12 protein-coding genes and 2 pseudogenes are annotated in these 15285 nt (G+C 36.2%); 9 read left to right on the top strand and 5 right to left on the bottom strand.

Going from position 1 to position 15285, the window contains the following annotated elements; all coding sequences use genetic code 11:
* Window positions 1-37 precede the first annotated feature (37 nt).
* Window positions 38-1126 (bottom strand): KamA family radical SAM protein, encoded by a 1089-nt coding sequence (locus ACIR310F_RS23155; RefSeq protein ID WP_231387602.1) that lies wholly within the window; start codon window positions 1124-1126, stop codon window positions 38-40.
* A gap of 266 nt (window positions 1127-1392) precedes the next feature.
* Between ACIR310F_RS23155 and ACIR310F_RS0118630 the strand changes: the two genes are divergently transcribed.
* Complete coding sequence (locus tag ACIR310F_RS0118630) at window positions 1393-2511, top strand: phosphotransacetylase family protein (RefSeq protein ID WP_028085124.1); 1119 nt, start codon at window positions 1393-1395, stop codon at window positions 2509-2511.
* Between the two features lie 105 nt (window positions 2512-2616).
* Here ACIR310F_RS0118630 and ACIR310F_RS27640 read toward each other — a convergent pair whose 3' ends face one another.
* Complete coding sequence (locus ACIR310F_RS27640; RefSeq protein WP_081677622.1) at window positions 2617-3561, bottom strand: Ycf66 family protein; 945 nt, start codon at window positions 3559-3561, stop codon at window positions 2617-2619.
* A gap of 365 nt (window positions 3562-3926) precedes the next feature.
* Between ACIR310F_RS27640 and gndA the strand changes: the two genes are divergently transcribed.
* A complete protein-coding gene (gndA, locus tag ACIR310F_RS0118620) occupies window positions 3927-5357 on the top strand; it encodes an NADP-dependent phosphogluconate dehydrogenase (RefSeq protein WP_028085123.1) in 1431 nt (476 codons plus the stop codon).
* 161 nt (window positions 5358-5518) lie between these two features.
* Window positions 5519-5605 (top strand): annotated as a pseudogene (locus ACIR310F_RS27425) (AvaI/BsoBI family type II restriction endonuclease); the annotation flags it as partial.
* 299 nt (window positions 5606-5904) lie between these two features.
* On the opposite strand, the gene ACIR310F_RS0118615 reads toward ACIR310F_RS27425, so the two are convergent.
* A complete protein-coding gene (locus tag ACIR310F_RS0118615) occupies window positions 5905-6213 on the bottom strand; it encodes an RNA recognition motif domain-containing protein (protein ID WP_028085122.1) in 309 nt (102 codons plus the stop codon).
* A gap of 512 nt (window positions 6214-6725) precedes the next feature.
* Here ACIR310F_RS0118615 and ACIR310F_RS23145 point away from each other — a divergent pair.
* The 3 genes and pseudogenes from ACIR310F_RS23145 to ACIR310F_RS0118600 form a co-directional block, all read left to right on the top strand.
* Window positions 6726-7178: pseudogene (locus ACIR310F_RS23145) on the top strand (2OG-Fe(II) oxygenase); the annotation flags it as partial.
* A gap of 35 nt (window positions 7179-7213) precedes the next feature.
* Window positions 7214-8362, top strand: a complete 1149-nt coding sequence (locus ACIR310F_RS0118605; protein WP_028085121.1) for an AAA family ATPase — start codon at window positions 7214-7216, stop codon at window positions 8360-8362.
* Entirely contained in the window at window positions 8359-9096 is a 738-nt protein-coding gene (locus tag ACIR310F_RS0118600; protein ID WP_028085120.1) for a hypothetical protein, read from the top strand. Before ACIR310F_RS0118605 ends, ACIR310F_RS0118600 begins: the two co-directional genes overlap by 4 nt.
* Window positions 9097-9148: 52 nt before the next feature.
* Here ACIR310F_RS0118600 and ACIR310F_RS0118595 read toward each other — a convergent pair whose 3' ends face one another.
* Window positions 9149-10345: a 1-deoxy-D-xylulose-5-phosphate reductoisomerase gene (locus tag ACIR310F_RS0118595; RefSeq protein ID WP_028085119.1), complete on the bottom strand. Its 1197-nt coding sequence runs from the start codon at window positions 10343-10345 to the stop codon at window positions 9149-9151.
* A gap of 318 nt (window positions 10346-10663) precedes the next feature.
* Between ACIR310F_RS0118595 and ACIR310F_RS0118590 the strand changes: the two genes are divergently transcribed.
* A complete protein-coding gene (locus tag ACIR310F_RS0118590; protein WP_231387601.1) occupies window positions 10664-12016 on the top strand; it encodes a hypothetical protein in 1353 nt (450 codons plus the stop codon).
* A gap of 7 nt (window positions 12017-12023) precedes the next feature.
* Here ACIR310F_RS0118590 and ACIR310F_RS0118585 read toward each other — a convergent pair whose 3' ends face one another.
* Entirely contained in the window at window positions 12024-12626 is a 603-nt protein-coding gene (locus ACIR310F_RS0118585; RefSeq protein ID WP_028085117.1) for a Uma2 family endonuclease, read from the bottom strand.
* A 144-nt stretch (window positions 12627-12770) separates the two neighbouring features.
* Here ACIR310F_RS0118585 and ACIR310F_RS0118580 point away from each other — a divergent pair, with 144 nt between their 5' ends.
* Together ACIR310F_RS0118580 and ACIR310F_RS23140 are read left to right on the top strand one after the other, a co-directional pair.
* The gene (locus ACIR310F_RS0118580) at window positions 12771-13898 is read left to right on the top strand and encodes a hypothetical protein (protein ID WP_231387599.1); all 1128 of its coding nucleotides are present in this window, start codon (window positions 12771-12773) and stop codon (window positions 13896-13898) included.
* Between the two features lie 6 nt (window positions 13899-13904).
* Window positions 13905-15285, top strand: a 1381-nt coding sequence (locus ACIR310F_RS23140) for a DUF2079 domain-containing protein (protein WP_231387598.1), incomplete at its 3' end; no start/stop codon positions are given.

The following is a 15285-nucleotide window of genomic DNA, read 5'->3' as shown; positions in this document are numbered from 1 at the left end:
AGCGGGCAAGATGCCCGCACTACAAGAGTTTCATCATTCAACTTTGTACCTCATGAGAGCAGAAACCGCTGTAACTATTGGGATTGTAAGAATGGTTAATTAGGGATGCTAAACCCAGTGCGATCGCTGCGGCTTTATTTTCCCAATCATAGTAATAGTTACCGACAACTGTTTTATCAATTAATTCTACTTCTTCTGCGGGTATAATAACAACTTGTGCTGAGGGACGCACACGCAATTTTAGCAGACCGTGAAACAAATTCTTTAAGGCTGTTTCCGAGTCATTCACACCTTTAAGTAGTACAGTTTGACAGCCTAAAGGAACGCCACCATCAGCTAGTAAATCACAGGCTTGGGCTACTTCTGGTGTTAATTCCCGCACATGACAAAAATGTACAGATAGCCATACGCGATGTTTACGCAGTATACTCACTAGTTCTGGCGTAATTCTTTGTGGTAAAAAACAGGGAACACGAGAACCAATTCGCACAAATTCAATATGAGAAATTCCTCGCAACCTTGCCAACAAATTATCTAAAACTTCACTAGCCATCAGCAAAGGATCACCACCAGAAATTAACACATCACGAATTTCTGTGTGTTTTTCCAGGTAATCAATGATTGCATCTAACCGTCGTTTAATGGGATTCATTTCCCCTTGACTAACCAAGCGGGAACGAGTGCAGTAGCGACAATAAGCAGCACAACTATCTAAAGCCAACAGTAAAACCCGATCAGGATAACGGTGGACTAAGCCTGGAACAGGGCTATCATCATCCTCCCCACAAGGATCTACCATATCTGTAGGATTAATGATTATTTCCTCTTTTTTAGGTATTACTTGTATCCGCAATGGACAATTGGCATCTTCAGAATCAAGCAAGGAGGCAAAGTATGGTGTGACAGCAACAGCAAATTTGTCCGGTGCAATCATTAAACCTTCCGTCTCTGCTGAAGTCAATCTTAGTAACTTTTCAAGGTGTTCTAATTTAGTTAACCGATGTCGCATTTGCCACTGCCAATTTTGCCAGTTTTCTTCACTGTAAGTCTCCCCCACAATTTCACAGATTTTTTGACGCTGAATGGTAGTTGGCAAGGACTGGGCTAAAATTGGATTGCTGATCATGATGCAAACAGTTGGAAGGCAAGAAAATAAAATTTAATTGAGAGTATATACCTCTTTGCGTAGATTGACAATTAAATAACTGTTGTGTACACAAGTTGCACAATCAAAATTGTTATAAAGCTTACCACAACTCGATTTATTCCCATTTAATTTTTAAAATTGAGGCAATTAAGATTGAATCAAGCTATTTACCTGCCACCAGAAAGCACTAAAATTGATAGACACCTAGCTGAGTTGTACAAACTTTTGAAATTAGGAGTGCATACGTGCCAACACTTGCTAAATACTTGCTGGTTGGATCAGTTGAAGCTTACAGTGGCAAATCTGCAACGGTTTTAGGTTTGTCTCATCAGCTAAAACTTCATGGTTTGGATATTGCTTATGGTAAGCCTTTGGGTAATTTTGTCAAGACACCAACGGGAACAGTGGTTGAAGAAGATGTCCAGTTTATTACTCATAACCTGAACCTTCCAGACAACCGTATTGCTCCCACCTTATTGTCTTTAAATGAAATTACCGTCCAGAAACGCTTACAGGGAGAAGACACAACCAACTATCAACAGTTACTAGTAGAGAAGTATTCACAAATACCAAAGAGTAACTTGGTCTTGTTAGAAGGGCCCGCAAACTTATCAGAAGGAAATTTATTTGGATTATCCTTACTGGAACTAGCAGAAAAATTAGATGCTCCTGTACTCTTAATTAGCCGTTATCAATCACTAACTTCTATTGAAGGGTTATTGTCTGCTAAACAGCGATTGGGTAAACGGTTAATGGGTGTCGTAATTAATGAAGTACCTGAAGAAAAATCAGAGTTAGTACAAACCCTGTTACGTCCATTCTTGGAAAAACAGGATATTCCCGTACTAGCAACATTACCCAAAAGCGATATCCTTCGCAGTGTGAGTGTGGGCGAATTAGTTAAGCAGTTAAACGCTGAAGTCCTCTGTCGAAGCGATCGCCTAGATTTATTAGTCCAAAGTCTAGCCATTGGGGCAATGAACGTCAACTCCGCTGTAAAATACTTCCGCAAACGTCAGAATATGGCGGTAGTGACTGGGGGAGACCGAGTTGAAATTCAACAAGCAGCCTTAGAAACATCTACTCAATGTCTGATTCTGACTGGGCAACTACCACCTCCTGCATTTATCCTCAATCGGGCAGAAGAGTTAGAAATCCCGATTTTATCGGTGGATCTGGATACTCTCACTACAGTAGAAATCATTGACCGCACCTTTGGTCAGGTTCGCGTCCATGAACCAATTAAAATAGAGTGTATTCGCTCTCTTATGTCTGAGCATTTTGATATTGATCGTTTATTATCCCAATTGGGATTTAATCCCGTAGGGGCAAACCCCCCGTGGTTGCCCTCTTCTGCGGATTAGATAGGTAGAAAACCGTAGGGGCAAACCCCCCGTGGTTGCCCTGAAACAAACCCCCCGTGGTTGCCCTGAAACAAACCCCCCGTGGTTGCCCGTAAATCCCCTCAATTACTCGTCCTCTGGTTTATTGAATGGGATTTTTTCTGGCAACACTTCCCCGTTTGGTTGAACTTCCTCAACGTTCATGGCAGGCTTTTGTGTTGCTTCCGTGGTTAATAATTCCGATGTCACCGAATTTGGAGAACTTACTTTTAGTTCACTGGTAACATCCCTAGTTTCTGCTTCTAAAACAAACACCTCAGTCTGAACTATCTCTATCACAGTTTCAGTTTCCGCTGCTATTGATGATTCTGAAACAAATACCTCAATTTGAGTTATTTCTGATAGATTTTGAGTTTCGGCCGTCGCAGGTGCTTCCGTTGTCGGAATTACCTGTTCTTGTTGCGGCTGAATAACTGGTGCTGTTGGCGCTAGTTCTACCGTTTCTAAAACCGGTGATGGAGAAAAAGTCTCCTCTGATAAACCTTGAGTTACAATTGCTGGGGTGACATTTAGCGACTCATCTGGTAATTTTGACGGTTGAGTTGCTTGAGTTGTACCTGTCTGTAAAATCTCTTCAGTAGTTTTGATAACTGGCTGTTGATTTACAGTCTGTGGTAGCTTTCCTTTTGCACCACTAAACACACTACCAATGAATGCGGATAATTGTCGAAATTTCTCTTTCACAGAAAACTTTGACATTTGTTCTTGGAAACTAATTTTAATTAGCTCAGGACTGGGTAAAGGAGTTTGCTGTTCTTGAGGGGCTAACTGTCGCCGTAATGAGAGAGTTTGTGCCACAAACCATACCAACAGTGCCACACTAGCTATATGACCCAGTAACAGCCCTCCAGTAATCCCAGGTGCAAAAATCCATAGTACCAAGGCGTAGAATAACCCAACCCCACTCCAGATAAAATCATTCTGACGATGGATTTCGGGAAAAAAGAAAGCGGATAGGTAAATGGCTAAACTACCAAAAGCGACTACCAACGCTATAAAATAGGCCAGCATTTTTTAATACTCCTTACTATTTCATGAAAGAAAGGGAACAGGGGACAGGGAACAGGGGACAGGGGACAGGGAAAAGATAATAAAGAAAATAGGGGATAGGATAAGGATATTTAATTTTTATTGCCTCTTGCCTCCCCTGCCGCTATGTATTTTAATTTTGCAAATTTTGTCACTAATTTGTCACTAAATTGTTGACTTAGATACAAAATGAAAATAATTATTGATATTGGTCGTAATTTTGGGAAATTCTTGAGAAACTCTTAATATCTTCTTTAGGAGTGAAGCGAAAATCTCGGACTACCCTTAAAGAGAAAGGATCTGCAAGAGAAAGAGCCAAACCCAAACAAAAGATTTGAACACAAACTATGACACTACAAAGCTTTGGTGTGATTGGATTAGCTGTTATGGGCGAAAATATCGCTCTTAACGTTGAAAGAAATGGCTTTCCAATTGCAGTTTACAACCGCTCTCGTGAAAAAACCGATGCCTTTATGGCGTACCGCGCCCAAGGACGGAACGTTAAGGCTGCTTTTAGCCTAGAACAATTTGTCGCCTCATTGGAACGTCCTCGGAAAATTTTGGTGATGGTACAAGCTGGTAAGCCTGTTGATGCGGTAATTCAACAGCTTAAACCTTTACTACAAGAGGGTGATATCATTATTGACGGTGGTAATTCTTGGTTTGAAGATACAGAAAGACGCACTCAAGAATTAGAACCTACTGGTTTACGTTATATTGGTATGGGTGTGAGTGGTGGTGAAGAAGGAGCTTTAAATGGACCTTCTCTCATGCCCGGTGGAACAAAAAGCTCTTATGAGTATCTATCCCCGATTTTCAATAAAATCGCGGCTCAAGTTGATGATGGTCCTTGTGTGACTTACATTGGTCCTGGTGGTTCTGGACATTATGTAAAAATGGTTCACAATGGTATTGAGTACGGTGATATGCAGTTAATTGCAGAAGCGTACGATTTACTGAAAAATGTGGCTGGTTTAAATGCAGCACAACTCCATGAGGTATTTTCTCAATGGAATACAACTGACGAACTCAATTCATTTTTGATTGAGATTACAGCGAATATTTTCCCCTATGTTGACCCAGAAACCAAGATTCCCCTCGTTGATTTAATTGTTGACGCTGCGGGTCAAAAAGGTACTGGTCGTTGGACTGTACAAACTGCTTTAGAATTGGGTGTAGCGATTCCGACAATTACAGCAGCGGTAAATGCCCGGATTCTGTCTTCTATTAGAGATGAACGCATTGCTGCTTCTAAGCAAATCACTGGACCTAATGCTAAATATGGTGGCGACATTGGGGCTTTTGTGAACATGGTGCGGGATGCTCTCTATTGTTCTAAAATCTGTTCCTATGCTCAAGGTATGGCGCTGTTGTCTACAGCTTCTAAAACTTACAATTGGGAATTGAATTTGGGCGAAATGGCTCGAATTTGGAAGGGTGGTTGTATTATTCGGGCTGGTTTCTTGAATAAGATTAAGAAGGCTTTTGACGAAAATCCAGCTTTACCTAACTTGTTGTTAGCACCTGAATTTAAGCAAACAATTCTGGATAGACAAGCGGCTTGGCGGGAAGTAATTGTGACTGCGGCTAAGTTGGGTATTCCTGTTCCAGCTTTCAGTGCTTCTCTAGATTACTTCGATAGTTACCGCCGCGATCGCTTGCCACAAAACTTAACTCAAGCACAACGGGACTATTTCGGCGCTCATACTTACAAACGTACCGACAAAGAAGGAACTTTCCACACTGAATGGGTTCCCATTGCTGAAGCTAAGAAGTAAGATATTTCTGGTTAGGCTTTCAAGTTAATTCTTGCCATTTATTTCGGCAAGATTGCCTGTAGGGGCGGGGTTTCTCCGCCCTTAATTGTAAGAATTAAAGACTTTATTTTTTATCATGGCCTTAAAAGCCGCCAAAAAATTCGGTATATCTATGGAATGATTTAGAATCTGGTAAATTGAGCAATGCTGCTAATATGACAAATGATACTCAAGTTGACTCGATCTGTCACTGGTTAATCAGTTTATAGGATTTCCCAGAATACAAGCCATTTTATCCGATCTTGTCCTGCTAATTGAGGCAGAGCCTCATCAACTGCATTCCTAGTCAGAGACTAGGAACGAGAGAACCAGAGAACGAGAGAACATTCCCCTGATGTTGCTGAGAATACTATTTATGCTACTGTAAAGTAAGAATAACTGGAGAAGAGGTATTACCAGGATTTGAATTGTTAGTTTAGAGAATTAATAGCAAAAAACTACCCACCCCGCTAACGGAATAGGTAATTTTTTTAGCATTTAATAACTAAAAGTCTTAGCTAAATTCTGCTTAGTAACGGTTACGTGAACCGCCACTACCGTAGCCGCCACGACCACCAGCAGAAGGACCTCTGTCTTCTTTGGGTTTCGCCTTGTTCACTTTTAAGTCACGTCCCATCCATTCTGCACCATCAAGAGCTTCAATAGCAGCAGTTTCTTCAGCCTCAGTACTCATTTCCACAAAACCAAAGCCGCGCAAGCGACCCGTCTCACGGTCTGTAGGAAGTTGAACACGTTTCACAGAACCGTACTCTGCAAAAACTTGACTGAGAGTCTCTTGTGTAACTTCGTAAGAGAGGTTACCCACGTAAATTGACATAGAATATTTCCAAAATCATAAGATTGTAGAGATTTAGATTTCGGAGAGAAGTCTGTATATACCAAAAGGGAAAGCCTGTCAATACTAACAACAAACATTACTGCCGAATTAATTTCCACTCTCTCATCATTACACGAAAAATCTTAATTGTGCAAAGAAGTTTAAAAAATGTTGTAAAAAGTAATATTCACTATTTATGAGCAGCCATTAATTAACTTTCCCCCCCGCAACTCAACCTTAAACCTAAGCTTATCGCGGCTTTTCCAAATATTGACCAATCTGAAATGTTCACCACCACTGAAAAAATGCTTTTTGTAATGCAGTATTTAATACTAATTATTTTAATTTATTCCTCAAATACCGAATTATTGCCTTGAGTTCCCCAACACAGAGTTTAACACAGGGGTTTAGGATTGGTTGACACTTCCGCGTCTTTAGTCACCTAAATGATAAAAATTTATTGAAACCATTATAAGTAGGGTTTGCTAAAAAAGTTGTCTGTGGAGGTAGGCAAAGTTATCCAAAAATTCCCCTATTTTAAGCCTTATTTAGATTTTGCGCTTTTACCTAATTGTAATGCTTTTTATCTGAATCCTTTATTATTGAAAGCAGGTTCTCGCGTTGATCTCCATATTGATCGGTCTTTGCGTTCCTATTGTAAAACTGTTGAACCTCCCGCATTTGTAAGCGTGCTTTATGTGCGTGTACCAGAGGATATGCAAGGGGGAGAATTAGTGCTAAAATCGCAAAAACGCCAAGTTGGACAAATTAAACCCCAAACCAATTGTTTAATTTATTTTCAGGGTGATTTAACTCATTCTGTGAATGCAGTTACAACTGTGGGAAATCGGTTAAGTCTTGTGTGTGAACAGTATAGTTTGAGTGAAGATGAACTTGAGGAAATACCACAGTTTACATTAAAGTCGAGGGCTAATCAAGGGAATGGGAAAAAACAAAGGAAGTAAGTTATAATATCAACAATTTATATATTGTTTAAGTTATGAAAATCATTTCACTGCGACTCAAGAATAATTTTTTAGGTTGGGATTTTGATGAAGTTGATTTTTCATCAAATTTAACTCTTTTGGTAGGTGTTTCTGGTGCAGGTAAAACTCAAATCTTGCGTGCAATTCTAGATTTGAAAAGCATTGTAAATGGAAAAGCAATAAATGGTTTGGAATGGAAAATAAATTTTTATACTGTAAATAATACTGAGTTTATTTGGGAAGGTAGTTTTGAAACTATTGAAACGGATGAATCAACTTTTTATGAAGGCGAAAATGAAGATATCTTTTATGAAGATGAAGATGATTATCCTTCATTATTGTATGAAAAATTGACTTCACAAAATGATGTAATAATTGAAAGAAGTCCAGAAAAAATAAAATTTAAAAATATAGAAATGCCCAAGCTTTCTTCATATCAATCAATAATATATACATTGAGAGAAGAAAGTATGATCAAAGAAGCTTATGATGCTTTAAATAAAATAGAATATCGTGATCAGACAAGAAACGGACTAAACGTATATAGAATATCCGACAAACCATTGCATTTTCTTACAAGTAAATATAAAACTTTAGAGAGTATAATCAATAGTGATGAAAATATCCATGCAAAATTATATTTTGTACATGAAAATAAGCTGAATATTTTCAATAAAATTAAGTCAAAATTTATTGAAATTTTTCAACAAGTAGAAGATATAAAAATTAAGCTTCTGCATACACATCATACATCAACTGGTCGTCTTTTTATTCCTTTTATTTTCATAAAAGAGAACTGTGTACCTCAATGGATTAGAGATGATAAGATGTCTTCGGGTATGTTACGGACACTTATTCATATTAGTGAAATATATCTTTCAACTCCGGGAACTGTAATATTAATTGATGAATTTGAAAATAGCTTAGGGATAAATTGTATTGATATATTAACTGATGACTTAATTCATGAAAATAAAAATTTACAATTTATAGCTACCAGTCATCATCCTTATATTATCAATAATATTCCTTATGAATATTGGAAAATCGTTACTCGTAAAGGTGGACACATTAATATTCGTAATGCGTCAGATTATCATTTAGGTAAATCTAAACAAGAAGCATTTCTTCAATTAACTAAAATTCTCGAAAAACAATTATGAATTTCTATTTTGTATTTGAGGGGAAAACGGAAGCGATTGTTTATAAAAAGTGGTTATCTGTACTTCTTCCAAATTTAACGGAAGTGGATAGTTTTGATACTGTCAGTCAGAATAACTATTATTATGAAAGTGATATGGGTGTTCCTGACTGTTATCGAGTTGCTGCTAATGCTATTCAAGAAATTAACGAAGTACCAAAATATGACTACTTGGTGCTATTCACAGACGCAGATAGGTTGACTATTTCCGAGAAAAAAGCAGAAGCATTCGAGAAAATTAAACTCAATTTACAAAATAAACCTTTTCAAACTTTACCAGAAAATTGTCAATTAGAAATTATTATCCAAAAAGTTTGTATTGAAACTTGGTTTTTAGGAAATAGAAACTTTTTTGTTAGAAACCCACAAAACAACGAAATTTTAAAAAAATATATCAAGTATTTTGATGTCAGTCAAAGTGATCCTGAAGATTTAGCAAGTGAGTTTGAACAAAACGAAGAAAATACACGAGAGATTTTTGGATATAAAACAAAAGCTTTATTTCATGAAGGTTATTTGAGAGAGATTTTCAAAGAACGTAATTTATCCTATAGTAAATCTAGACCAAAAGAAGTACAAGAAAAATTTTATCTTGAACAATTATTAACCAGAATTAAAACAAACCCAGATCATTTACATAGTTTTCAAAAGTTCATAGAATTTTGCTCAAAAATAGATGTGCAAGAAAATACATAAAATATAATCCTACACTAATCCTATTCGGTGCAGTGTAGGACTATCATAACTTTTAACCCACCGAAATTATTTGTGGTCGTGTTGCTACTTTTTCCATGGCTGCAAAAACTTCTTTTCTAGCCCATTGATCTGCGTTTAAAATGTCATCTAAAGTGGGATTTTGTTGGTTATCATGTTGATGGCGATCGCACACAAATTCAATACATTTAGGAATATCTAAAAATTGAATTTTCTCATCCAAAAATAACGCTACAACTTGTTCATTTGCTGCATTTAATACAGCGGGCATAGAACCACCAGCCCTACCAGCAGCATAAGCTAAACGCATACAGGGATATTTTTGATGATCTGGTTCACGGAAAGTTAAATCACCAGATTTGACTAGATTCAATCTTTCCCAATTAGTGTAAATTCGCTCTGGCCAAGATAAAGCATAAAGCAAAGGTAAACGCATATCTGGCCAACCCAGTTGGGCTAAAACTGAAGTATCTTGTAATTCTATTAATGAGTGAATAATACTTTGGGGATGAATGACAATTTCGATGTTGTTATAATCTACCCCAAATAAATAATGAGCTTCAATGACTTCCAGACCCTTATTCATCAAAGTTGCGGAATCTACGGTGATTTTTCGTCCCATTGACCAATTAGGATGTTTAAGAGCATCTGCAACTTTTACCGTTGCTAATTTTTCTACAGGCCAATCTCGGAAAGCACCACCGGAAGCGGTAAGTAATATCTTCCGTAACCCATCTTTGGGAACACCTTGGAGACATTGGAAAATGGCGGAATGTTCGGAATCTGCTGGTAATAATTTCACCTGGTGTTTTTCCACTAAAGGTAAAACTACGGGAGCGCCAGCAATCAGAGTTTCTTTATTGGCTAAAGCAATATCTTTACCAGCTTCAATGGCGGCGATAGTCGGTAATAAACCCGCACAACCAACAATACCAGTAACAACGGTTTGAGAATCGCCATAACGAGCAACTTCTATCACTCCCTGCTCTCCAGCCAGTAAAATGGGTTGGGGATTTAAATCTTTAATGGCTTCTTTGAGTTCTGGTAATTTATCAGCAGCGGAAATGGCGGCGATTTCCGGGCGAAATTGGCGAATTTGCGCCGCAAATAACTCCACATTTCGGCCAGCAGCTAATCCAACAATGCGGAACTTATCTGGGTGTTCACAGACGATATCTAGGGTTTGAGTACCAATTGAACCAGTAGAACCAAGTAGGGTAATGGCTTTCACAATTTTTTAAGAATTAATAGATAATTTTAACTATAAATGCCTTGGGACTCGTTGAGTAGGGGAATTTTTACAATCATCAGACTTACTGACCAATTGCAAATTGTAGGTATATTTAGATGAATCTACATGATATGATTTTAATCATAATTTAACGCAGATAAACGTAGATACATGAATGGATTTTATGATTCCGTGCAGTTTTAGATGAAATTGCTATGAATGCTACATTAATAAATCTCTATGACAACCTTTGCTATTTTTGCCATTAATGCTTAACATTACTTAAAAGTAACATCAAATTAGGAAAAACAAAAGCCTATGGTTAAAGCACAAATTGCGATCGCTTCTCTTCGAGACGCTGCCCTTAGCTTGCCTATAATCGCTACCAGCATCGCTAAATTTATTTGGACGGAGGATTTCTTATTTCCCGCTGCTATGTGGTTTTTAAGTCGTCTATGGGTGGGGATTTCTATGTTGCTGATTACTCCCAATCTCCCTCCATTACCAGATGGAATTACGCCCCATTTGGGCTGGGAGATTTTTAATGTTTGGGATACTGTACATTATCGGGCGATCGTTACTGAAGGCTATGAATTTGTTGATGATGGTAAACAACATAATTTAGCATTTTTCCCCCTGTTTCCTGTCAGCATTTTTATGTTGATGAAATTGGGTTTTCCCTTTGAAATAGCTGGATTAATCATCAATAATTTAGCATTTTTAGGTACAGTTTATTGTTTATATTGTTGGGTAAAAAAACAATGTGGCATCAGTGCAGCCCATTGGACAATTGCTGTCATAACTTGTTGTCCTATGTCTTTATTCACAGGAGTAATTTACACAGAAGGTTTATATTTGTTATTAAGTACAATAGCTTTACGTTCCTTTGATCAAAAACAATATATTTGGACGGCAATTTGTGGAGCAATGGCAACAGCAACACGCCCCACAGGCATAGCATTAATCCTCGCATTTTTAATCACAGCTTGGCGACAAAATAAACCACCAATTGCCTATATAGCAGGTTTATTATCCGCTACAGGTTTATTAGTATTCAGTGTGTATTGTGGGCTAAATTTTGATAATTTTTTAGCCTTCATTGCTGCACAAAAAGGGTGGCGGCCTTCCTTAGGTTTTGATTGGGAAGGTTGGTTAAATATGTTTATGCAAATTCCTTTTGGCAACAATTGGTATTTTGGTTGGGTGGAAAATGATGAAGGTGGAGTTAAAGACTTTTGGTATCCGCTGTTTTTTAGTTTAATTGTCATTAGTTCTTCTTGTTTATTCTATTGGCGTAAATATTTCCATCCCCAGATATTCCGTGCTGCTTATGTTATAGTCATATTATTATTAATAATTGCAGACCAAGGATTAATAAATAATTTGCTCAATCTATCTATGATATTAGGTAGCAGCTACCTCTTATGGTATTTCCGTCAGCAACTAACTCCCATTATGGTAGTTTATGGTTTTTGTGGTATTGGTTTACTTTTAGCTTCTGGTGGGACAATTTCTTTAAGTCGTCTTGCTTATGGCATTGTACCTCTGAGTGCAGCTATAGGTGTCTGTTTGTCTCGCTATCCCCGTCAAGCTTATTTATTGATGGGTATATTTATCACTTTGTTAAGTAAATTAGCAGTGGGTTTTGCCCAGGAAATTTGGGTTGGTTGAGGAGGTTTTAACTATTGTTTTTTGTTTCAGGTTCTGCAATTTCAAATTTGACTTTATTATATATATCCTGCAAAGAAATTGTGAAAGGTACTGTTGTCAGAGATATATTTTCATCTTCTGCATCATATTCACAAAAATTCCATCTTTTTTTCCCAATTTTAGAAAATTGTTCTACATGAATACGGTTTTGATCAATTAATAGGTATTCTTGAAAAGTGGGAATTGTTCTGTAAGCGGTAAATTTATCTTCTTTGTCGTAACTTTTAGTAGATTTAGACAAAACTTCTATAATTACCTGGGGGTTTGTAATTGTATCTGTCCGATTGTTGAAAAATTTCGGCTCATCTGCAATAATGATCACATCTGGATAAGTGTATATTAGCTTTTGAGGTATCCATAGACGCATATCACCCATGAAAACTTCGTAATTTTGATTTTTGAAGGCAAAATTTAGCACGGCGTAAAAATTACCTGTAATGCGGTTATGATTTATGGATGCACCAGCCATAGCAATGATTTGTCCGTCAATGTATTCGCTTTTGTAGTCAGCAGTTGCTTCTAATTCCAGATATTCCTCTGGAGTGTAATATTGCTTTTGGATTAGTTGCATATTTTTGATTAGAGAGCTATGTTTTTTAGTCTAGCATATCAGGAATAATTAATTATCATGTTTATGATGAAAAAAACGATTGAAACATTATTAGCGCTAATTTCAAATAGGTTTAATAATTTACTGAATTTTAGACAATTACAGATGCCAAAATATTGGTTTATGGGCATTTTATTCGCTGTGGTAATCAGATTAATTTGTGTTCCTAATAAATCTGTAGATTATAAATACTTTTTAGATCCTTGGTATGATTTTATCGCGTCTCATGGCGGATTTAGTGCCTTAAAATATGGTTTTGCCGATTATACACCATCCTATCTTTACTGGCTTGTGATTGCTTCTACCCTGCTTTCAGGATTACCTAAAATATTAGCAATTAAACTTTTTGCCATGACTGTTGACTTTATTTGTGCATTTTTCACTTATAAAATTGTCAAGCTTAAATATCCTGTAGGTAAAATGGCAAATTGGGCATTTTTAGCCGTTATATTAAGTCCCACCGTAATTTATAATAGTTCTCTTTGGGGACAGTGTGATGTTATCTACACCACTGGATTAATTGCCTGTATTTACTTTTTATCTATTCACAAACAAATTCCCGCATTAATAAGTTTTGGTCTGGCACTTTCCTTTAAATTACAAGCGATGTTTTTAGCACCTTTATTATTAATCTTATTGATTAAAAAAAGAATATTTTGGTTTTATTTACCAATAATTCCTTTAGTATATATAACAGCAATGTTACCCGCTTGGATTGCTGGTAGACCAATAAAGGAATTACTATTAGTATATTTTGAACAATCTCATAAATATAAAGAACTAGCTAAAGGTGTACCGAATCTTTATCAATGGATTTCTAACGATTATTATAATATTGTAGTACCAATAGGTTTACTATTAACTGTAACTGCGATATTTTTGTTAGCATATCTTGTCTATAAAAGTAAATTAGAAATAACTCAAGATAGACTCATACATTTAGCGACAATATCAGTATTTATTATGCCATATTTATTACCCAAAATGCACGAAAGATATTTTTATCCTACAGATATTTTATCTATTATCTTTGCTTTTTACTTTCCTGAATATCGTTGGGTAGCAATATCAGTGCAACTGGCATCATTTTTTAGTTACTTGGGAACTCCTATATATATCCAGTTGTTTTCTATTCCTTTAGGTTTTACATTGTGGTTTGTGGTGCGGAATTGTGATATGATTTACCCCAAATCAAAAACGGATTTTGCCTTAAACATTAATAATAAAAAATAAACAATTGTGGAAAAATTACTAACCCGAAATAATATTAGTAAAATTATCGGTATTAGTGCCTTAATTTTATTTATATCTAGTATTATCAGACATGAATTATTTAATTCATCTGGAGATTTAGCATTTTTTGATCAAACAGTTTACTTAGTTAGTCAGGGAAAACCGCCAATTTCCTCTGTACTTGGTTTTCACATTTTAGCTGATCATGCTGCTTGGATATTGTATCCTATAGCTTTACTATATAAAATTTATCCTCATGTCTATTGGTTATTTGCAGTCCAGTCTATTGCTTTGTCTTTAGGTGCTTTTCCTACATATTTACTGGCAATACAAGCGGGTTTGAAAGAAAATCAAGCAATAGCAATAGTAATTGTTTACTTACTATATCCAGTCCTATATAACAGCAACTTGTGTGATTTTCACCCAGATACAATAGCTGTTCCTGCAATTTTAACAGCAGTTTTAGCTGCAAGAAAAGGAAAATTAATTTGGTTTTGTATAAGTGTTCTGATAGTATTAGGATGTAAAGCGGTACTTTCCTTAACAGTAGTAGCTATGGGTGTTTGGTTACTATTTTTTGAAAAGCGGCGTTTGTATGGTGTAATTGCTATCATTAGTGGTATAGCATGGTTTTTAATTGCTAATAAAATTATTATTCCTTTTTTTGGCAGCGAAGCAACATTGGTCAACCGACATTTTTACCGCTATAGCTATTTAGGAAAGTCATTTTCTGAAACATTACAAATTTTCCTATCTCAACCGCAAATTATTTTTAGTCACATTTTTACTCTGATAAATCTAGAATATTTATTTTTCTTATTAGCACCTATAATTTGGAGTTTAATACCCAAATATATGACATCATTGATAGGTGCAATTCCTTGTATGGCATTAAATATACTTGCTGATCATGCTTCACAGAAAAATGTAATTTTACATTATTCTTTACCAACAATTCCATTTTTAATCTTCGCATTAATTGCCAGTATAGCAGCCAATAAAGCATGGATAAAGCCAAGAAAAGTAATTATTTTGTGGTCTTTATTTTGGTTTTTATTTTTAGGCAAATGGGGATTTTTTATGTCAAAATATCTTAACTTTGTAGACAATTGGCAAGCTACAAGACAAGCAATATCTTTAATTAAAACTCAAAATAGTGTTCTAACTACAGATGTAATTACCCCCCATTTAACCCATAGACAAGAGATTAATTTTAAATATAGTATTAATGAATTAAATAAGTTTCATTATATACTGCTGAATACTCGTCATCCTGGTTGGGGAGGAACTAGGGAAGATTATCATAATTTGAGGAATGAACTAAAAAAGCGTTCTGATTTTAATTTACAATATCAACGCGATGATGTGTATCTCTTTGTGCAACAAT

The sequence above is a fragment of the Dolichospermum circinale AWQC310F genome, from assembly GCF_000426925.1.
Classification (GTDB): domain Bacteria; phylum Cyanobacteriota; class Cyanobacteriia; order Cyanobacteriales; family Nostocaceae; genus Dolichospermum; species Dolichospermum circinale.
This window is presented reverse-complemented; position numbering and strand designations above follow the sequence as displayed.

What these genes read in the sequence shown, in the direction of transcription:
- ACIR310F_RS23155 (WP_231387602.1), bottom strand. Translation starts at nt 1,126, where the DNA reads ATGATCAGCAATCCAATTTTAGCCCAGTCCTTGCCAACTACCATTCAG.
- ACIR310F_RS27640 (WP_081677622.1), bottom strand. Translation starts at nt 3,561, where the DNA reads ATGCTGGCCTATTTTATAGCGTTGGTAGTCGCTTTTGGTAGTTTAGCC.
- gndA (WP_028085123.1), top strand. Translation starts at nt 3,927, where the DNA reads ATGACACTACAAAGCTTTGGTGTGATTGGATTAGCTGTTATGGGCGAA.
- ACIR310F_RS0118615 (WP_028085122.1), bottom strand. Translation starts at nt 6,213, where the DNA reads ATGTCAATTTACGTGGGTAACCTCTCTTACGAAGTTACACAAGAGACT.
- ACIR310F_RS0118605 (WP_028085121.1), top strand. Translation starts at nt 7,214, where the DNA reads ATGAAAATCATTTCACTGCGACTCAAGAATAATTTTTTAGGTTGGGAT.
- ACIR310F_RS0118600 (WP_028085120.1), top strand. Translation starts at nt 8,359, where the DNA reads ATGAATTTCTATTTTGTATTTGAGGGGAAAACGGAAGCGATTGTTTAT.
- ACIR310F_RS0118590 (WP_231387601.1), top strand. Translation starts at nt 10,664, where the DNA reads ATGGTTAAAGCACAAATTGCGATCGCTTCTCTTCGAGACGCTGCCCTT.
- ACIR310F_RS0118585 (WP_028085117.1), bottom strand. Translation starts at nt 12,626, where the DNA reads ATGCAACTAATCCAAAAGCAATATTACACTCCAGAGGAATATCTGGAA.
- ACIR310F_RS0118580 (WP_231387599.1), top strand. Translation starts at nt 12,771, where the DNA reads ATGCCAAAATATTGGTTTATGGGCATTTTATTCGCTGTGGTAATCAGA.